We start from the raw sequence: 20,203 nt of genomic DNA, 5'->3' as shown, positions 1-20,203 counted from the left end.
AGGCTTGAACGATAGCGACCGCCTGGCGACCGGATCCGGGGCGTTGACCTGGGACATCATGAGCGGAGAGCAGGCGCCCCTCGTCTGGACCATCGACCCGAGCGACGGCGTGATCCAGGGCCCGCTCGACCTCTGCTTCCTCAACGGCAAGCTCCTGCATCTCGTCCTGAAGCCCGGGCAGGTCGCCCTGCTGACCGCGCGCGAAGGGCGGAGGGCCTTTTTCCGGGACGGGGGATACCTGTTGCGGATCGGCGCCGGCGGCCTGCCGGCGGACGGCCTGCTCTACTTCATGCACACCGATCGGACCTTCGGCATCTCCTGGGAACAGATCATTCCGGTGCCGCGCAACGAGCTCTGCGAGCCCACGACGCGCCTGGCCTCCGGCAGCTTCGACGTGCGCATCGAATCGCCGGTCCGCTTCCACGCGGAGATGCTCGGCAACCGGGCCGGCGAGGGCGAGGACATATGCCGCGACATCCTCGCGAAGGTCATGCCCACCATGCTGACGATCCGCCTGGCACACGCCTGCGGACGCGAGGCCACCACGGCGAAACAGCGCGAGGTGCTCGCGGCCCTGCGTCCCGACGACCTGAACCCGGACCTCGCCCCCTACGGACTGTCCTGCACGGACATGAGGATCGACGAGCGTTTCCTCAATCCGCAGCAGCCGGTTCCCGTCGCCCGTTCCGTTTGAGATTTTCCGGACGGGGCCCAGTCGCCTTGCCGGCCGTCACGGGGTCGTGTTACCTTGGCCCGGATCGAACCGCATCGAGGGATCCTGGGGCGAGGCGATAGGGGTGTTTCCGGGATGATGTTCCACCTGCATGTCCGCTTCGTGTTCGTGGCCGCGATCTGCGCGACGCTCCTGGCAATACCGTGCGTGGACGCCGCCGCCTTCGGCGATGCGACGTTCGGCCCCATCACCGTCGAGGGCAACACCGCCACGCGCACGGACCTCATCCTCCACGAGCTCGGGTTCGCCGAGGGCGATCCCTTCGACTTCGCGCTTCTCGACGCCTCGTGGGAGCATCTCGAGGACCTGGGCTGGTTCGCCTTCGTGGATCTGGACTACGACGACGGCGACGACGGCAGGGTGCCGGTGACCGTCATCGTCGAGGAGGACCGGACCACGCGCTGGTATCCGGTCATCGACTACGACCCGCGCTGGGAAGTCCTGCTGGGCGCCCGGATCTACGACATCAACTTCCGCGGGCGCGGCGAGGCCCTCTCCCTCACCGCGACCTGGTATCGGCGCCACGGCTACGAGCTCACCTGGCGGCATCCCTGGCTCTTCGGCGTTTCGGGGTTGAGTTGCGGGCTCGGGGGAGTCTGGGAGGACGCCGACTTCGAGTACCGCGATTTCGGTTTCACCCGCTGGGAGGCCGGCGGCTGGGTGCGCTGGGACTTCGCCTCGCCGCTGTTCATGGAGACGGGCGCGTCGCTCGGCGCCTTCGACCAGCAGGGCGCCGACGACGGCCTGCCCGACCCCTGGCCCGCCGCGAAACGGGGCCGCACCGTGGTGCGCGGGACGCTCGGACTGGACAGCCGCGACATCGTCTGGTACCCGACGCGCGGACAGTACCATCGCATCACCTGCGCGCGGATCGAGAGCGACGACTTCGCGAGCTACGACGCCTTCACCGGCGACCTGCGCGGCTTCGTGCCCCTGCCCTGGGATCACGTCCTGGCCCTGCGCGCCTGGGGCCGGCGCACCGACGGCCACGTACCGCCCGAGGACGTGCTACACTGGGGCGGCGCCGAGACGATCCGCGGCCACGAATACGCCTCGCGCGAGGGCGAGGAGGGCTTCCTGCTGAGCGTCGAGTACCGCTGGCCCCTGTTCCTGATGACCATCTCCGGCGACGGGCGCGTGATCGGGATCGGCCTGCACGCCTTCGGCGACGCCGGCAGCAACTGGTGGGATGGCGACCGGCGCGGCACCCTGTACGGCTACGGCGGCGGCGCGCACATCAACATATCCGATCACCAGTTCCGCTTCGAGCTGGCGTTCACCGGGGAGGGCGAAGCCGTCTTCCAGTTCATGGACGCCTTCAACTTCTGATATCGGGCCGAGGGGAGGTGAGCATGCTTCCGGGCGAAAGAATATACCTGACGCGCTTCGCCAAGAGCGCCGGCTGAGCGGCCAAGCTGGGCCCGGAGGGCCTGGAAAGAGTGCTCGCCAACCTGCCCGACACCCGCCATCCCGACCTGCTGGTCGGCTACGAGACGGCGGACGATGCCGCCGTCTGCCGGGTGGACGCGGGGCTGGCGATCGTCTCGACGGCGGACTTCATCACACCCATCGTCGACGACGCCCGCACCTTCGGCGCCCTGGCGGCGGCCAATTCGCTGAGCGACGTCTACGCCATGGGCGGGCGCCCGATCATGGCCCTCAACCTGCTCGGCTATCCGCAGGGCGAGATCCCGCCGGAAGTCATCGGCGAGATCCTCGCCGGCGCGGCCGAGAAATGCCGCGAGGCGGGCGCCGCCATCGGCGGCGGCCACACCGTGCGGGACACGGAGGTCAAGTTCGGGCTCGCCGTGACCGGCGTGGTCGATCCCGGACGCATGCTCCTCAACACGGCCGCCCGTCCAGGCGACCGTCTGGTGCTGACCAAGCCGCTGGGCACCGGCGCCCTGGCGGCCGCCTTCAAGAAGGGAGCACTGGACGAGAGCGGGCCTGACTACGCCGCGCTCGTCGAGACGATGACCTCGCTGAACGCCTGCGGCGCGATCCTCGCCGGCCACGGCGTCGCAGCGGCCACCGACATCACCGGTTTCGGACTCACGGGACACGCTCTCGAGATGGCCGCCGGCAGCGGTGTGAGCCTGGCCATCGACACCTCCGGGTTGCCCCTGCTGCCCGATGCCGTCGGCCTCTGCGGTCGCGGCTTCACCTGCGGCGGCACCAGGTCCAACCGCGATCACACCGCCCGCAGGATCGACTACGGGAGTCTGGACGAGGCCATGATCGACCTCGTCAACGACCCCCAGACCTCCGGCGGCCTGCTGTTCTGCGTTCCCGCCGACCGCTGCGACGAGGCCCGCGAAGCCGCCCTGGCCGCGGGCGCCGCCTGCGTCGCCCTGATCGGCGAGGTCCGGCCCGGCGTCGCCCGGGGCCCTGCGCTCCTGTTCTCCTGAACGCATTCCACCCCGGGCAGAGAAACGCGTGTTTGCATACGATAAATTGAGTTTTGCGTGTTATTCGATCTCAAGTGGAGCATGCGGTCGCCGATACCTACCTTCGAGTTCAACAGCACAAACTGGAACGCCGCCCGGCTCGCCCGGGGGATGGCATCGGGGGTTCGGGTTCGACCCGGCGGCGGCCAGCGGCTAGATCATGAGGAGGAGCCTCTTGTCGACCGCCACTTCAATGTCACTCAAAAAGATCCAGGCGAGAGACCTCAAGACGGTGGTCAAGGAGGTGCCGACCCTCCCCATCGTCTACCAGCAGCTGTTCAGCAAGATGAGCAATCCCAACGTCTCGGTGCCGCAGCTGGCGGAAGTCGTGACCCGGGACCAGTCCCTGGCCACGAAAATCCTCAAACTGGTCAACTCCGCCTTCTACGGCTACAAGAAGGAGATCACCACCATCAGTCGCGCGATGGTGATCCTGGGCTTCCGCACCGTGCGCAACGCGGCGCTGGCCATCAGCGTCTTCGACTACGTCTCGGGCGCCGTCGAGGACAGCCGCTTCCCGGTCGAGGACTTCTGGAAGCACAGCCTCTGCACGGCGAGCATCTGCAAGGTGGTCGGGATGAAGACCGGCAGCATGCAGCAGGAGGAGACTTTCGTCGCGGGCCTGCTCCACGACATCGGCAAGATGATCATGATGAAATACTTCCCGGAGGACTTCGGCGAGGTCTGCGGCTACGCCCTCGACAACCAGAAGAGCTGGAGCGAGGCGGAGGAGGCGCTGCTGAACATCGGCCACGCCACGGTGGCGAAGGCGGTGCTGCGCAGCTGGAACTTCCCCGCCACCCTGGTGGAGGCCGTACAGTTCCACCACTCCCCCGATTCGGGCGCCTCGTATCCGAGCCTGGTCGCCTTGACCAACTTGGCCGACTACGTCTCCTATGAGCTGGAGATGGGAGCACCGTCCAGCCTGATCCACCACGAATGCGACCCGTGGTCGCTGAAGGAGCTGGGCACGACGATCCAGGACATCATGGCGTACAAGGAATCGATCCTCGAGGAGACGAACCAGGCGCTGGAGATCCTGCAGATCATCGATTGACGACATCATTGAACCGATGCGGCGGCGCGGTCCGGAAGGGCCGCGCCGCTTCCGCTCTCGTCGGCATCGATCACCTGATCAAGGCGATCTTGCGCGTGACCGTCTCCAGCTCGGCCTGGAGGCGAACGAAATAGATACCAGCGGCGGCGGCCTGCCCCCGGTCGTCACGGCCATCCCACGTCAGCAGATGCTCTCCAGCCGGGAAGTGTCGCGCCGCCAATCCCCGCACGCGCCGCCCGGACGCATCGTAGACGCCGACCGTCAGCCTCTGGGCCGATTGGACCGCGAAGGAGATGGTCGTACGGGGGTTGAATGGGTTGGGTATCGCAGGACCCGCCGTGACTCGGGGCGTCCGCATGACCTGTTGATGGACGGGGGTGGGTGAGAACGCGGGGCAGTGTAGCGGCGCGGTCTGTATCGTTCTCGCCCACGAGTCGGCGAGGACCAGGACGTCTTCCCCGATTGCTATATCACAGATGTCCTCGGTCACATGACCTAGATGTCGGTATGATTCCGGTTCGCCCACGTCGAAAACCTGTACACCGCCGGACATGTCGGCCACGTAGAGGATGCCATCGACGACGATGGGGGAAATGGCTCTTCCGGGCGTATGCAGCCGGTCTACGAATCTGGGCCGCCCGAAGATCCCCTTGCCGACCTCGATAACCGTGATCCCGGCGGATCCGTCCGCGACGTAGAGCATTCGTCCATCCGGTGTGATGTTATAGACTTGGCCCGCCGTATCGTGAATCCAGAGGAGTTCGGGCCTGAGCGGACTCGCCAACGAGTAGGCCCTGGCGCCATCCTCACCGGTGCCCACGTAGAGGCGTCCATCCGCCACGGCCAGGCCCGTGGTATAGGTTCCTGTCTCGAGCCGGCTCAGGACTTCCGGCAATCCGGGATTCGTCAGATCGACGACCAGGAGCTCTCCGTTGCCGCAGGACAGATACCCGAGGTCCCCGTCGAGGGCCAGGCCGTTCGCCTCGCCGTCGACATAGAGCGTCGCCAGGAACCTGGGATCATCGGGCGCCGCTACGTTGACGATCTGAAGGCCCCGTTCCGCGGCGGCCATGTAGATCCAGTCGCGGTGGGACACGATGTCACGCACGTGCGTGCCGGGAGTCGCCAATCGTGACAGCTGTGTGGGATATGCCGGATCGGCAAGGTCGTAAACCGCCAATCCCGCCCGGGGCGTCAGTTTGTCGTGCTCGAGCCACCAGACGCCGACGTAGGCATAATGACCATTCGTGGCGACGACATAACCGTCCCCGATCTCCTTCCCCTCGCCAATGGACTTCGTGATGCTCAACGGCTCGATGTCCAGGATGCTCAGCCCGAATTCGTAGCTGCCCACATAGGCGTACCCGTCCTTGATGGCCACTCCGTACGCATCCTCCTCCACGACCGGCACCCTGCCCATGGAGACGGGGGCCTTCGGATCGGCGATATCGATCACCGTCAGCTTGCCCGTATACGACGTCACGTACACCACGCCGTCATCGACGATGAGGTCCGTCGCATCCCACGACGCCGCTCTGGACAGAAATTCGGGAGCAAGAGGGTTGCATACGTCGATGATATCCACCCAGGCCGGGGTATCCGCCGTCTACACGAAGACGAGATCCCCACTGGAAGCAACCAGTCTGGACCTGCCGCTGGTCTCGACGCTCGCGACCAATTCGGCCGCCCAGGGCCACGATACATCGTAGACTTCCAGGATTCCATAGGTCGGACGGAACAGATACTCCCCGACGACGGCGAACCCGTCCACGTAGTCGAGTCCCGTGATATCGCCGTAATGGTGGGGTTCATCGAGGGGGTAGAGCCAGTAGATCTGTATCCGATCGTTACTGGTCGAGACGTAGGCCTTATTGCCTTCCACGACCACGCATTTTGGTGAGCCGTTCGTATCGATGATGCCGACGACACTCGGTGCCGTGGGGTCGGAGATGTCGATGATGTGGACGTCGTAGCCCCAGGCGAAGGCGAGATCGCCATGGACCTTCACATCCCGGACATGACCCGGCACTTCCACGAAGGTCACATGGACCGGCGACAGCGGATCCGACATGTCGAGAATGCGAACGCCCTGATCGTCGGCCGCGACTACTGCATATTCGCCGACGAACTCGATGTCGAGCATGGAGACTTCGTCGTCGAAGCTGCCCACGCGATGCACGCAAGCCACGTAATCCATGCAGTATGGGGAAGATCCCCGGCAGCGGCAGACATCCACCGAGATGATCGCCACACCGACCAGCACAGCCATCAGAAGCTTCTCGATAAGCTTATGCATTCCCGTCCGATCTCTGACGATATCGATTACCGAATAACATTGAGGATATCACGAGTGCCTGGCAAAGTACATGTCGCTGCGACGGCCGGCCGATCGCCCGAGGGGTGTGTCGGGCTCCGGGTCAGGCGCCGTCTTCCCCGTCCAGGACCGAATCGCCTTCGCCGAGCAACTCCGGCGCCTGGAGCGAACGCACGGCCTTGTCGACCCGCGGCAACTCGGCGATCCCGTCGCCGACGGCTGCGCCGAGTTCCGTGAAGCGGCGAGCCTGGGGAAGGACGTTCCGCTCGAGCGAACCAACGGTCTTGTTGTAGCTGTCGACGGAACGGCCCAGGTTCTGGCCCAGCTCGCCGAAGTGCAGGGCCATTATGCGCAGTCGCTTGTGCAGATCGCGTCCGAGGGTGCTGATCTTCTCGGCGCTCTCGGCCAGGCGCTGCTGGTTCCAGCCGTAGGACACCGAGCGCAGCAGCGCGATCAGCGTGGTGGGCGAGGCGGGGATGACCTTCTCGTCCACGCCCTTCTCGATCAGCGAGGGGTCCTGGGCCAGGGCCTGGCCGAAGATGTTCTCCCCCGGCAGGAACATCACCACGAACTCGGGCGCCTGGTCGAACTCGCGCCAGTAGTTCTTGGAGCCCAGTTTCTTCATGTGGTCGTGGATATGACGGGCGTGGTCGGCCAGCAGGGCGCTGCGGCGCTCGTCGTCCTCGGCGGAGACGGCCTCGAGGTAGGCGTCGAGCGGGGCCTTGGCGTCGACGACGACCTGCTGCCCGCCGGGCAGGCGAACGATCATGTCGGGCCGCAGGCGTCCCTCGTCGCCATCGGTCGTCTCCTGCAGCACGAAGTCCACGTGATCGAGCATCCCGGCCATCTCGACGACCTTCTTCAGCTGCAGCTCTCCCCACCGCCCCTTGACTTCCGGACGACGCAGGGCCTTGACCAGGTTGCCGGTCTCGCTGCGCAGGGCGTTCTGGGACGCGTCGAGAGACCCCATCAGGCGGATCAGGTCGGCGTGCGTGCGTGTTCGCTCCTTCTCGAGCTCCGTGATCTCGCGGTTGACCTTCTCGAGTGATTCACCGATGGGTTTGATCAGGCTCTCGACCGCCTCCCTCCGGCGGTCGAGTTCACCGCTCGCGACCTGCTGCTGCTTGTCCAGCACCGTGCGGTTGATGCTCGACAGCTGTTCGACGGTATCCTTGAGCACGTCTCCGGCCAGGGCCTTGAACGTCTCCCGCTGTTCCTCGCCGGTCTGTTTCAGGTGCGCCAGTTCGGTTTCGAGTCTGACGGCCCGCTCGCGGTGCTCGACCTCGCGCGCGCGGGTGCGCAGGTACAGGACCAGCGCGCCGATGATCAGACCGACCGTGAAGCTAGCGAAGATGTCCAACATGAATCATCCCTCCGGTGCATGAGCCGCGAGCCTACCCCCTCGCGAGGTACGGGCGCAAGACCGCACGGGAAAAGAAAACGGCGCGGCCCCCGGGGGTCGCGCCGCCATGGATGCCCGGAGGCGATCAGCCGCTGTTCTTCTTGATCATGTTCGTCAAGCCCATCTGGTCCTCGAGACGCTCCAGCAGGATGTCGCGCGTGAGTGAGCAGGCGTCGGTGATCTTCCGGGAGCGCAGGCTGTAGTAGACGTTGATGCCGTCCTTGCGCGTGTTGACCACGCCGGCCTGCCGCAGCACAGCCAGGTGCTGGGAGGTGTTGGCCTTGGGTATCTCGAGCCGTTCGGCGAGCTCGTTGACGCAGATCTCCCCCTCATCCTTGAGTATGTCGAGGATTTCCAGGCGCTTGGGGTTGGACAGCGTCTTGCAAAGCTCCGCCTGCATCTCGTAGAGTTTCTTGTCCACGGTACAACCTCTTGGTGTTTCGTGATATCGAGTGGCCGAACTTGGATGATTCGACCACCCCGTCAAGTTAAGTGCGCAGACGAGACGCGTCAAAGTCAAAATTATTCATAACTGCTTATACGCGCGTCTATGATCTGGGTTGCCCGTGAAGTTCCGCGGGTAGATCGAATTTTATATCTTCTTTCATGACAACGTAATCCCTGGACTCCCACCCTTTTACAAGGAAATCGGCAACGATCTCTTCCACGAGGTATTCGGGTGCGGAAGCGCCGGCCGTCAAGCCCACCTTCGCCGTCCCGGAAAGCTGCGCGTGCGGCAAATCGGCCAGACCGCCGACCAGATCGGCCGGCACGCCGGCCTTGCGGGCTACTTCGCAGAGCCGCATGGAGTTGCTGCTGTTCGGCGAACCGACCACCAGCAATCTCTCGATGCCCGCGGCGACGAGAGCCTTCACGGCGTCCTGCCTGTTCTGGGTCGCGTAGCAGATGTCGCTGTGCTGCGGCCCGGCGATGCCCGGCCGCTGCCGCTTCAGCTCGGCGATGATGCCTTCGGTCTCGTCGACGCTCAGGGTGGTCTGCGTGACATAGTACGGCTCGGCGTTCGCGGGAATCGCGAGTCCCGTGGCGTCGGCCTCGCTGGTGATGAGGGTGATGTTGCCCCTGGCCTCGCCCATGGTGCCCACTACCTCGTCGTGGCCCTCGTGGCCGATCAGCAGTATGTGCCTGCCCTGGGCGACGTTGCGCGCCACCTGGCGATGCACCTTGGTGACCAGGGGGCATGTGGCGTCCACCACGCGCAAGCCTCGGCGCACGGCTTCGTCGCGCACTTCCGGCGACACGCCGTGCGCGCTGAAGATTACCGTGCGCCCGTCGGGAACTTCATCCAGCTCTTCCACGAAGATCACGCCCCGCCTGACGAAGTCGTCCACGACCGCACGGTTGTGCACGATCTCCTTGCGCACGTAGAGGGGACCCTCGACCACATCCAGAAGATGCTCGACGGTGGCGATGGCCCGCTCGACGCCGGCGCAGAAGCCGCGCGGTCTGGCCACGAGCAACTGCCTGGTGTGAGGGTGGTCGTCCGACACGGTTCCTCGGGTGGAAGTGGTTGCGCGACCGGTGGCCCGGGTTGTTCGCGAGGTATGGCTTGTCCGGGCTAGGATAGACGTGCGCGGACGCCCGCGCAACGGCTTCGAAAGAACACTTGACAATCCGAAATGCCATATTATATTTATATTCGAAACTGCATAGATTATTGCCCATGTGGTCAGTGAAAGGTGGCTTCGTCATGACCATTCACCGTATCCTCCGCCTGGTGGCCGGGTTCTTCGTTCTGCTGAGCCTGGTCCTCGCCCGCTACGTCAGTCCGAACTGGCTGTGGTTCACCGCCTTCGTCGGCCTGAATCTGCTTCAATCCGCATTCACGGACTGGTGTCCGTTGATGACGGTTCTCAACAAGGCCGGCGTCCCGGAATCCCACGCCGCTCGCAGCTGACTCGGGACATGCGAGTCATTTCGAAAGGCGCACAGCATGAAGATGCGTAGCTTCGCTTACGGAGGCGGCCTGCTCTTCGCCTGGCTGGTCCTGGCGACGGCCGTTCCCGCCCCGGCGGCCGCCCGTGCCGATGACGGGCCAGGCATCGACGACCTGGGCGTCGTGCGCAACGACACGCTCCTGGTCACGCGCCACGCCGTCATCGAGGCGGCCCTGGCCCACAACGAGATGCTGGCGGCCAGCGGCGCCATGACAGACGCCGCCGGCGCCGACGCCCTGTCCGCCTGGGCCGGCTACCTGCCCCGGCTCTCGGTCGGCGCCTACCGGATCCGCACGGACGATGCCCTCTACGGCTTCGGCTTCAAGCTGAACCGGCGCAGCGCCACCCAGGCCGACTTCTCCGCGCCGCCGATGCCCGGCGCGCCGGCGCCCGCACCCTTCGGCGACGCCCTGAATTACCCGGGCGTGAGCGAGAACAACATCACCCAGATCAAGCTGCTGCAGCCGGTCTTCAACGGGGGCATGTCCCTCTACGGCAAGAGGGCCGCCAACGCCATGTCGCGCGCCGCCGAGCACGAGCACCGGCGGGCCGCCCAGACCGTGCGCCTGCACGCCGTCCAGGCCTACGAGGGACTGGTGCTGGCGGGCGCCTACGAAGAGGTGTTGCTGTCCGCCCTGGCTTCGGCCGACGGGCATCTGCGGCAGGCCCGGGCCATGTACGACAACGAGATGGTCACCGAGGCCGACCTGCTGCAGGCCCAGGTCTATCGGGCCGGCGTCGAACAGCGCCTGATCGAGGTGCGCAACATGTCGGCCGTGGCGGGCGAGCACATCAAGCTGCTCACCGCCCTCGACACGGACCTGCCCCTGGCCCCGCGTGAAGACGACACACGCCCCGCAGCCGACGTGCACGTTCCGTGGAGCGACGACCGTCCCGACGTCGCCGCGAGCCGCGAGAAGGCCCGCGCCGCGGCGAACATGGCGAAGGCGACCCGCGGCAGGCTCCTGCCCCACCTGAACCTGGCCGCCGAGAAGAACTGGTTCCACGGCGACACCTTCCTGGGCGACGAGGCCGACAGCTGGACCTTCGGCATCTACGCCACCTGGGACGTCTTCTCAAGCCTCGAGAACGTCGGCGCCCTGAAGAAGGCCCGCGCCGAGAGCCGTGCCGCAGCGCACATGAGCGACTTCTGGTCCCGCCAGGCGCGCGCCGAGGCCGTGCAGGCGGTCCTCGCAGCCGACGCCGCCGCCGAGAAGCTGGCGGTGGCCGAGGACGCCGTGGCGGCCGCGCGCGAGAGCCTGCGCATCGTGACCGACATGTACCGCGAAGGATTGGCGTCCATGGTCGATCTGCTGGATGTGCAGGCGGCCGCCACCATGACCGAGGGCAACCTCGTCCAGGCGCGCCACGATCACCGCGTGAGCGGGGCCAGGCTGGCCTTCACCGGCGTTCCGTCCGCGACGGCGACCAGGGAATAACCGACATGACGACATACAGGAGGGACTTACCCATGAAGAAGATCATCGTCGCGGCTCTGGCCGCCGTGATGGCGGCCGGACTGGCCGGCTGCGGCGGCAAGGGCGCAGAGGTGAGACCCGTCGGCGAGGAGGTCCGGTGCGCGACCTGCACCGCCGTGCTGGCGGAGCTGCCGATCGTGGCGACCGCCACGGCCAGCGTCGAGCCGGAAGTCCGCGTGCAGATCAGCACCCGCATGATGGGCTGGGTGAACAAGCTGCACGTGCGGGAGGGCGACGCCGTGGTCAAGGGCCAGCGGCTGCTGACCATCGACGACCAGGACATGCGGGCCAAGCGCGCCCAGGTGGAGGCCGGCATCCGCGAGGCCGAGGCCGTCGTCGCCAACGCCGAGACGATGGCCGGGCGCTTCCGCAACCTGTACGAGGCCAAGGCGGTCTCGAAATCCCAGCTCGACGACGTGCTGACGGGGCTCTACCGCGCCCGGGCGGGCCTCGCCCGGGCCGAGGCGGCGCGCGCGGAGATCGAGGTCCACATGGGCTACCTGGACATCAAGGCCCCCGCGGCCGGCGTCGTCACCCGGCGCATGGTCGAGGAGGGCGACATGGCCAACCCGGGCCACCCCCTGTTGTACATCGACCGGATCGAGCGCATGAAGGTGGTTGCCGGCCTGGGTGAAAAGGACATCAGCAGCGTAAGCGCGGGCGACATGGCTCACGTCGACGTGACCTCCCTCGACGATGCCACCTACGACGTCGAGGTCGCCCGCGTGATCCCCGCGGCGAATCCCGGCTCGCGCACCTACGACGTGGAGATGTACGTGGACAACGCCGAGGGCCTGCTGCGGCCGGGCATGTTCGCCCGGGTGCAGCTGGAGATCGGCCGACGACGCGGCGTGCTCGTGCCCCGCGCGGCCCTGGTCCGGCGCGGCCAGCTGACCGGCGTGTTCACGGTCGATGCGGACGGCACGGTCCACCTGCGCTGGGTGCGCACGGGGGACGACGCCGGCGACGCGGTCGAGGTCGTCTCCGGTTTGAGCGGCGGCGAGACGATCGTCCTGTCCAGCGACAAGCCGCTGGTCGAGGGCGACAAGGCGGTGAACTGAGATGTCGGACCAGGACCCGCGGTACGGTTTCGCGACCCGGCTGTCGCAGGCGTTCATCAACTCGAAACTGACGCCGCTGCTGATCATCGCCACGATCCTGCTGGGGCTGTTCTCCCTCTCGCTCACGCCCCGCGAGGAGGAGCCCCAGATCATCGTGCCCATGGTCGACGTGATGGTCATGTACCCCGGCGCCTCCCCGCAGGAGGTGGAGGCGCTGATCACCAAGCCGCTGGAGCAGATCCTCTGGTAAGTGGAGGACATGGAGTACGTCTACTCCAGCAGCTTCCACAGCTTCGCGCTGGTGACGGCCCGCTACGTGGTGGGCACCGACATGGAGGACGCCTCGGTCCGGCTGTGCAACAAGATCAACACGAACATGGACCGCATGGCGCCGGGCACGCTGATGCCCCTGATCAAGGTGCGGTCCATCGACGACGTCCCCGTGCTGGGGCTGACCCTGTGGAGCGACGCCTACGACGGCTACCAGCTGCGCCGCGTCGCCGGCGAGCTGAAGGAGGAGCTGCAGAGCATCACCGACGTCTCCACCATCGAGATCATCGGCGGTCGCCCGCGGACGCTGCGCATCGAGCCTGACCCCCAGCGGATGGCCGCCTTCAACGTCACGACCCTGTCGATCCTGCCCGCCCTGCAGGCGGCCAACGCCAACCTGCCCGCCGGCATGTTCGCCCAGGGCAACGAGCAGATCGCCGTGGAAGCCGGCACCTTCCTGCGCACCGCCGACGACGTGAAGTCGCTGGTGGTGGGTTCGTTCATGGAGCGCCCCGTCTTCCTGGGCGACGTGGCCGAGGTGACCGACGGCCCGTCCGAGATCGACACCTACAGCTTCCTCGGCGTGGGACCCGCCGGCGACCGCGCCGGCATCGACCTCGACGCCCATCCCCGCGGCAGCGAATACGCGGCGGTCACCATTTCGATCGCCAAGCGCATCGGCAGCGACGCCACACACGTCACCGGGGCGATCAAGGACAAGCTGTCCGACCTGCAGGGTCGGCTCGTTCCAGACGACGTGAACGTCACGATCACGCGCGACTACGGCAAGACCGCCTCGGACAAGGCCCGCGGCCTGATCCAGAACCTGGGCCTGGCCATCTTCCTGGCGGTGGTGGTGATCTTCCTCGCCATGGGCTGGCGGGGCGCGTTGATCATCTTCCTGTCGATCCCCACGACGTTCAGCCTGACGCTCTTCGTCTACTACATGAACGGCTACACGCTGAACCGCGTGACGCTCTTCGCCCTGATCCTGGTGACCGGCATCGTGATCGACGCCACGATCATCGTGGTGGAAAACATGCACCGCCACTTCAAGATGGCCGGAAACACGAAGCTGTCGACGGCGCTGCGATCGATCCAGGAGGTGGGCAACCCGACGATCATGGCCACCCTGACGGTGATCGCCTCGATGATGCCCATGGCCTTCGTGCGGGGCCTGATGGGCCCGTACATGAAGCCCATGCCCATCGGCGCCAGCCTGGCCATGGCCTTCTCGCTGCTGGTGGCCCTGGTGATCACGCCGTGGCTCGCCATTCGCCTGCTCAAACCCGTCAGGTGGCGCGAGGACGTCCACGGCGAGGGCACCTTCGAGGGCGACCACGTCGACGAGGAGCCGGGCTACAGCCTGCACGACACGCGCATCTACCGGACCTACGACCGGCTGATGCGCCCGCTGGTGGACAATCCCCGCAGGGGCGTGACCGCCCTGTTGATCGTCTTCGCCCTGACCGCCGCGGCCTGCGTGCTCTTCGTAACGCGCACGGTGCAGGTGAAGATGCTGCCCTTCGACAACAAGAGCGAGTTCCAGGTGGTGATCGACACGCCGGAGGGCACGACACTCGAGACGACGACCCAGGTGGCGCGCGAGGTCGGCGACTATCTGAGCACCGTGCCCGAGGTGACCGACTACGAGGTCTACGCGGGCTGCGCCTCGCCGGTCAATTTCAACGGACTGGTCCGCCACTACTTCATGCGGCAGGGGCCCGACGTGGCCGACCTGCAGGTCAACCTGGTGGACAAGGGCGCGCGCGACGAGCAGAGCCACGACATCGCCAAGCGCGTGCGCGGGCCGATCAAGGAGATCACCGACCGCCACGGCGCGAGGGTGAAGATCGCCGAGGTGCCGCCCGGACCGCCGGTGCTCTCGACGCTCGTCTGCGAGATCTACGGCCCCGACTTCGCGGGCCGGCTGGACATCGCGCGGCAGGTGAAGGAGATCTTCGAGACCACGCCCGGGGTGGTCGACATCGACTGGTACGTCGAGGACGACATGCGCGAGATCCGCTTCCTGGTGGACAAGGAGCGCGCCGCCGTGCGCGGCGTGAGCGTGCAGCAGGCTGCGCAGACCCTGGCGGTGGCCCTCAACGGCTACGACGCGGGCATCCTGCACGTGGAGGAGGCCGCCGAGCCCGTACCCATCAACCTGCGCCTGCCGCTGGCCGACCGCTCCAGCGCCCAGGCGCTGAACGACCTCTACATCCATTCGCAGGCCGGCACGCTGATCCCGCTGTCGGACGTGGTGACGGTCGCGGAGACGACCATCCCCAAGAGCCGCCACCGCCGCAACCTGAAGCCGGTGATCTACGTGACCGCCGACGTGGCCGGCGAGCTGGAGTCGCCCGTCTACGCGATCCTCGACATGCGCGAGCGCATCGCGGGGATCGGGTTGCCGAGCGGCATGGAGATCAGCCAGAACTTCCGCGAACAGCCCACGCTAGAGGAGGAGTACGCCCTGAAGTGGGACGGCGAATGGCACATCACCTATGAGGTGTTCCGCGACTTGGGCGTCTCGTTCGCCGTGGTGCTGGTGCTGATCTACCTGCTGATCGTGGGCATGTTCCAGAACTTCACCGTGCCGCTGCTGATGATGATCCCGATCCCGCTGACCCTGGTGGGCATCGTGCCGGGGCATCTGATGTTCGGCGCCTTCTTCACCGCCACCTCGATGATCGGCGTGATCGCCCTGGCGGGCATCATGGTGCGCAACAGCATCCTGCTGATCGACTTCATCGAGGCGCGCCTCGCGGACGGCCTGGAATTGAAGGAGGCCTGTATCGAGGCGGGGGCCGTCCGCTTCCTGCCCATCGCCCTGACGGCGGGCACCGTGGTGACCGGCTCGTTCGTGATGGTCTTCGACCCGATCTTCCAGGGCATGGCCATCTCCTTGATGATGGGCACCCTGCTGTCGACGGTGCTGACGGTCATGGTGATCCCGCTGGCCTACTTCCTTTACAAGCGGTGAATCGCGGCCGCGCGGACCGGGTGAAACGCCGGGTACGGGCGATGACGAATACGTATCGACCCGGTAGTTGATCATTGATTAATGAGCCGGAATGAATTAGACTTCATCGGCATAGGACAAGTCGGTTTTCTCCCTCCAACCCCCGCCGACTTGTCGCCCGGCCGGCTGAGCCCATGGCTCGGCCGGCTTTTTTTCGAACCAGGGATCGGACCCGCGATGGGTGGACGGCAACATCCGTGGGCCATCACCTTGGCTGCCGGACCCGGACCGACGTATCGAACAAAAAGGGGGGAATCCTGAATTCAGGATTCCCCTGAGGCCCTCCTCCCCCACTGCTTCTGTGCCGGCCCGGTTACAGCCGGCTTGTCGCCCATATGAAGCTCGGAGACGGGCTCTGGGATCAATGATGTCCTACAGCCCCAAAAAAGGCAATAGGGATTTTCCTGATTAGACAGTAGGGAATATGATTACTTTCGCTGTCGAGGGGGGCGTGCCGGGGGCTGCGCGCTGCCCCATCTCGTCGAAAATGTTTCCGGAGAAGTCTTATCGAATATCAGCCGTGTTGTCTGGCCATCAGTGCTTGTGGTATAATGTATTCCCCGTCGAGGTCCACGGGAACTGGCAATTCACACAGACCGCCATCGGGTGGGCCGTTTCCGATATCATTCCACATTTGACTGGCCGACCGGCCAGAGAAGGGGTTCGCGCATGAAGAAAGCTTTCGCCATCGCCCTGGCTCTCGTGGTGTTCGCCGGCGTATCCTACGCGGGGAAGGTCTCCCCGGGTCTGGAAGCGCAGATGAGCACCATGAACGGCAGCGAAGAGATCACGGTCCTGGTCGTGTTGAGCGACCAGGTTGACCTCGAATCCCTCAACTGGGAGCTGCGCGACGCCAAGGCGCCGCTGCCCGTCCGGCACAGCACCGTGATCCGGTCCTTGCGTGACACGGCCGTCCGCTCCCAGCAACCGCTGCTGGACGAACTGGAGACCCTGCGCGGACGCGGCCAGGTGCGCGGCTACACGCCCCACTGGCTGATCAACTCCGTGGTGGTCGCGACCACCGTTAACGAGATTTCCCGGCTGGCCGCCCGCCCCGACGTGGAGGTGATCGAGCCCGACCTGGTGGTCGAGCTGATCGGCCCCGTCACCGAGCCCCGCGCCAAGAGCCTCGGCTCCCGCGGCATCGGCATCACTCCCGGCGTCGTGGACGTGGGCGCACGGCGTGTGTGGGACGAGCTCGGCATCGACGGCACCGGCGCCGTGGTCGGAGTGCTCGACACCGGCGTCGACGGGTCGCACCCCGCCCTGAGCGCCCGCTGGCGCGGCAACTTCGCCGACCCCGCCGAGTGCTGGCTCGACGCCGCCGGCCTCGGCGACCCGACCCCCGTGGACCAGCACTACCACGGCACGCACGTCATGGGCACCATCACCGGCCGGGCCGCCGACGACACCATCGGCGTGGCCCCCGGCGCGCTGTGGATCGCCTCGAACGTGATCAACATGAGCACCGGCACGGCCTTCGACAACGCCGTGATCACCTCGCTCGAGTTCATGGCCGATCCCGACGGGAATCCCGGCACCTTCGACGACGTGCCCGACGTCGTGCAGAACAGCTGGGGCGTCAACGAGGGCTTCACCGGCTACTACGACTGCGACTCGCGCTGGTGGGCCGCCATCGACGCCTGCGAAGCCGCGGGCGTGGTCCTGACCTGGTCCGCCGGCAACGAGGGTTCCGGCGGCACGACCATGCGCAGCCCGGCCGACCGCGCCGACAGCCTCTTCAACACCTTCAGCGTGGGCTCGACCAACCACACCGCCCCGTTCTCGGTCAGCGGCTTCTCCAGCCGCGGGCCCTCGGGTTGCGGCGGCGCCTACGCCATGAAGCCCGAGATCATGGCCCCCGGCGCGGACATCTACAGCGCCCAGCCCGGCGGCGGTTACCAGTACCTGGACGGCACGTCCATGGCCGGCCCGCACATCGCCGGCGTGGTGGCCCTGATGCGCTCGGCCAACCCCGGCCTCGACGTCGAGACCATCAAGCAGATCCTCATGGATACCGCCATCGACATGGGCGTCACCGGCGAGGACAACGACACCGGCCACGGTTTCGTGGACGCCTACGCGGCGGTGCTGCAGGTCATGTCCGGCTACGGCACCCTCGAGGGCACCGTGACCGACGTGTCCACCAGCCTGCCCATCGCGGGCGCCTCGGTGGTCTTCACGGCCGCCGGTGAGTTGAACCGCACCCGGACGACCAACGCGAGCGGCTTCTACAACATCATGCTGCCGCAGGGCGACTGGGACCTCGACTTCTCGGCTTTCGGCTACCTGGGCGACACGGTGACCGGCGTGACGGTCGTCGAGGACATGACCACCACCCAGGACGTGCAGCTGGCCCAGGCCCCCTCGGCCCTGCTCAGCGGCCACGTCTACGACGACGAGTCCGCGCCGGTGGACGGCGCCACGATCACCGTGCTGGGCACGCCGCTGGCCCCGGCCACCTCCGGTCTCGACGGCTACTACGAGATCACCATGCCCACCGGGGCGGTGTACGAGGTGCTGGCCTCGGCCTACGGCATGGGCAGCCAGCAGGTGACCCTGGACTTCCAGGGCGCCGCGACGCAGGATTTCTTCCTGCCCCAGCTCATCTTCGACAACTTCGAGAGCGGCACGCTGGTGGTGTTCCCCTGGGCGACCAGTGGCGACGCCGACTGGTTCGTGACCACGGACCAGGTCTACGAGGGCGCCTACAGCGTCAAGTCGGGCGACATCACGCATAGCCAGTCATCGGTGCTGTCGATCACCCTCGACGTGCTGGCGGCCGGCAACCTCGAGTTCTATTACAAGGTCTCGTCGGAGAGCGGCTACGACTACCTGAGCTTCTCCATCGACGGCGGCCAGCAGAACGCGTGGGCCGGCGAGATCGACTGGACTCTGGCCTCCTACCCGGTGGACGCCGGTCCGCACACCTTCAGCTGGTCCTACGACAAGGACGGCTCCGTCGACACCGGCGGCGACTGCGCGTGGCTCGACTACGTGGTGTTCCCGACCATCGCGCCGCCGACGTATCCCGAGCTGGCCGTCTCGCCGCCAGATCTCACCGAGACCCTGCAGCCGGGCGCGACCTCGGTCCAGTACATCACCTTGGACAACAACGGCGAGGGCGAGCTGATCTTCACAGCCTCGGTAACGATGGACCTGCCTCCGGCGGCTGCGTCGCGCGAGGCCATCGAACCGGGCAAGGGCGATCCCGACCCCCGCGTCGGCCAGTCGCCGCTGCTTGGTTCCGGCGGACCCGACGCCTACGGCTACAACTGGATCGACAGCGACGAGTTCGGCGGCCCGTCCTACGACTGGGCCGAGATCAACGCCGTGGGCACCGCCCTGGCGCTCACCGACGACAGCGTCTCCGGCGACCTGCCCCTGGGCTTCACGTTCAAGTTCTACGGCGCAGACTTCACCACGGTGAGGGTCTGCTCCAACGGGTTCCTCTCCTTCACCTCGAGCGACAACTCGTACACGAACGACCCGATTCCCGACGCGCAGGAACCCAACAACCTGATCGCGGCCTACTGGGACGACCTGAACCCCGCCTCCGCCGGGACGGTCTACTACTACGCCGACGCGGCCAACAACCGCTTCATCGTGGAGTGGGACGCCGTGGTGCACTACGGCACCAGCGACCCGCAGACCTTCCAGGTCATCCTGAACGGGGACCAGACGATCGTCTTCCAGTACGCGACCACCAACGGGCAGAGCGAGTCCACTGTCGGCATCGAAGACGGGAGCGGCGCCGTCGGGCTGCAGGTCGTCTTCAACGCGCCCTACATCCACGACGGTCTCGCGACCCTGTTCTCCTTCGTGCCGCCGCCGGATCCCTGGCTGACCGTGACACCCACGTCCGGCACCGTGCCCGGCTTGACCACCGGCACGCAGCTGGAGGTCGGCTTCAACGCCACCGATTTGACGGAGGGCACATACACCGGCCACGTGACCATCGGCAGCAACGACCCCGACAACCCCCAGGTCTTCGTGCCGGTGACGCTCGTGGTCAGCACCAGCACGGCGGTCGGCGACGACACGCTGCCCAGATCCTTCGCCCTGGGCGCCGCGTACCCCAACCCGTTCAACCCGACGACCAAGATCGCCTACGCGGTCCCGGCCGGCGGCGGACGGGTCGACCTGAAGATCTTCGATCTCTCGGGCCGCCTGGTGCGCACCCTGGTGTCGGGCGACCAGCCGGCCGGCAACCATACGGCTCTCTGGACGGGCAAGAGCGATGCGGGCCGGCGCGCGGCGTCGGGCACGTATTTCTACCGCCTGCAGGCGCCCGGTTTCGACGAGACCAGGAAGATGGTGCTCGTGAAGTGAGTGCCCAGCCAAGGGCACATCGTAGCTAGCTGGCTGAGAGGTGCCAGCCGGGGTAGATGCCTGTCAGCCCCGTAGCGAGGGGCCGGGTCGTCCGTGGTAACACGACGGCCTAAGCGGCCCGACAACGTCTCT

13 protein-coding genes and 1 pseudogene are annotated in these 20,203 nt (G+C 66.4%); 9 read left to right on the top strand and 5 right to left on the bottom strand.

Annotation, left to right across the window (positions count from 1 at the left end; translation table 11 throughout):
• Window positions 1-4: 4 nt before the first annotated feature.
• The 4 genes from KJ554_05515 to KJ554_05500 all read left to right on the top strand — a co-directional run bounded on the left by KJ554_05515 (window position 5) and on the right by KJ554_05500 (window position 4,237).
• Window positions 5-694, top strand: coding sequence for a hypothetical protein (locus KJ554_05515; protein MBU0741795.1), 690 nt, complete (start codon window positions 5-7; stop codon window positions 692-694).
• A 114-nt stretch (window positions 695-808) separates the two neighbouring features.
• The gene (locus KJ554_05510; GenBank protein ID MBU0741794.1) at window positions 809-2,062 is read left to right on the top strand and encodes a BamA/TamA family outer membrane protein; all 1,254 of its coding nucleotides are present in this window, start codon (window positions 809-811) and stop codon (window positions 2,060-2,062) included.
• A 110-nt stretch (window positions 2,063-2,172) separates the two neighbouring features.
• Entirely contained in the window at window positions 2,173-3,141 is a 969-nt protein-coding gene (gene selD / locus KJ554_05505; GenBank protein ID MBU0741793.1) for a selenide, water dikinase SelD, read from the top strand.
• 232 nt (window positions 3,142-3,373) lie between these two features.
• A complete protein-coding gene (locus KJ554_05500; protein MBU0741792.1) occupies window positions 3,374-4,237 on the top strand; it encodes an HDOD domain-containing protein in 864 nt (287 codons plus the stop codon).
• Window positions 4,238-4,307: 70 nt separating this feature from the next.
• On the opposite strand, the gene KJ554_05495 is transcribed toward KJ554_05500, so the two are convergent.
• From KJ554_05495 to ispH, 5 genes are all read right to left on the bottom strand, one after another.
• A complete protein-coding gene (locus tag KJ554_05495; protein MBU0741791.1) occupies window positions 4,308-5,822 on the bottom strand; it encodes a T9SS type A sorting domain-containing protein in 1,515 nt (504 codons plus the stop codon).
• A 21-nt stretch (window positions 5,823-5,843) separates the two neighbouring features.
• Window positions 5,844-6,506 carry a hypothetical protein gene (locus KJ554_05490; GenBank protein MBU0741790.1) on the bottom strand — a complete coding sequence of 221 codons (663 nt, stop codon included), beginning with the start codon at window positions 6,504-6,506 and terminating at the stop codon, window positions 5,844-5,846.
• A gap of 148 nt (window positions 6,507-6,654) precedes the next feature.
• Window positions 6,655-7,914, bottom strand: coding sequence for a DNA recombination protein RmuC (gene rmuC, locus KJ554_05485; protein MBU0741789.1), 1,260 nt, complete (start codon window positions 7,912-7,914; stop codon window positions 6,655-6,657).
• Window positions 7,915-8,038: 124 nt separating this feature from the next.
• Window positions 8,039-8,353 carry a metalloregulator ArsR/SmtB family transcription factor gene (locus KJ554_05480; protein MBU0741788.1) on the bottom strand — a complete coding sequence of 105 codons (315 nt, stop codon included), beginning with the start codon at window positions 8,351-8,353 and terminating at the stop codon, window positions 8,039-8,041.
• Between the two features lie 148 nt (window positions 8,354-8,501).
• Window positions 8,502-9,431, bottom strand: a complete 930-nt coding sequence (gene ispH, locus KJ554_05475; protein MBU0741787.1) for a 4-hydroxy-3-methylbut-2-enyl diphosphate reductase — start codon at window positions 9,429-9,431, stop codon at window positions 8,502-8,504.
• Window positions 9,432-9,661: 230 nt separating this feature from the next.
• Here ispH and KJ554_05470 point away from each other — a divergent pair, with 230 nt between their 5' ends.
• The 5 genes and pseudogenes from KJ554_05470 to KJ554_05450 all read left to right on the top strand — a co-directional run bounded on the left by KJ554_05470 (window position 9,662) and on the right by KJ554_05450 (window position 20,071).
• Window positions 9,662-9,868, top strand: coding sequence for a DUF2892 domain-containing protein (locus tag KJ554_05470; GenBank protein ID MBU0741786.1), 207 nt, complete (start codon window positions 9,662-9,664; stop codon window positions 9,866-9,868).
• Window positions 9,869-9,904: 36 nt separating this feature from the next.
• Window positions 9,905-11,347, top strand: coding sequence for a TolC family protein (locus KJ554_05465; GenBank protein ID MBU0741785.1), 1,443 nt, complete (start codon window positions 9,905-9,907; stop codon window positions 11,345-11,347).
• Window positions 11,348-11,379: 32 nt separating this feature from the next.
• The gene (locus tag KJ554_05460; protein ID MBU0741784.1) at window positions 11,380-12,447 is read left to right on the top strand and encodes an efflux RND transporter periplasmic adaptor subunit; all 1,068 of its coding nucleotides are present in this window, start codon (window positions 11,380-11,382) and stop codon (window positions 12,445-12,447) included.
• 1 nt (window position 12,448) lies between these two features.
• A pseudogene (locus KJ554_05455) lies at window positions 12,449-15,700 on the top strand (efflux RND transporter permease subunit).
• A gap of 708 nt (window positions 15,701-16,408) precedes the next feature.
• Window positions 16,409-20,071, top strand: coding sequence for a S8 family serine peptidase (locus KJ554_05450; GenBank protein ID MBU0741783.1), 3,663 nt, complete (start codon window positions 16,409-16,411; stop codon window positions 20,069-20,071).
• Window positions 20,072-20,203: the final 132 nt, after the last annotated feature.

Source organism: bacterium (assembly GCA_018814885.1).
GTDB lineage: Bacteria > Krumholzibacteriota > Krumholzibacteriia > LZORAL124-64-63 > LZORAL124-64-63 > JAHIYU01.
The sequence above is the reverse complement of the archived record's forward strand: the minus strand, read 5'-3'. Positions and strand labels throughout refer to the sequence as shown.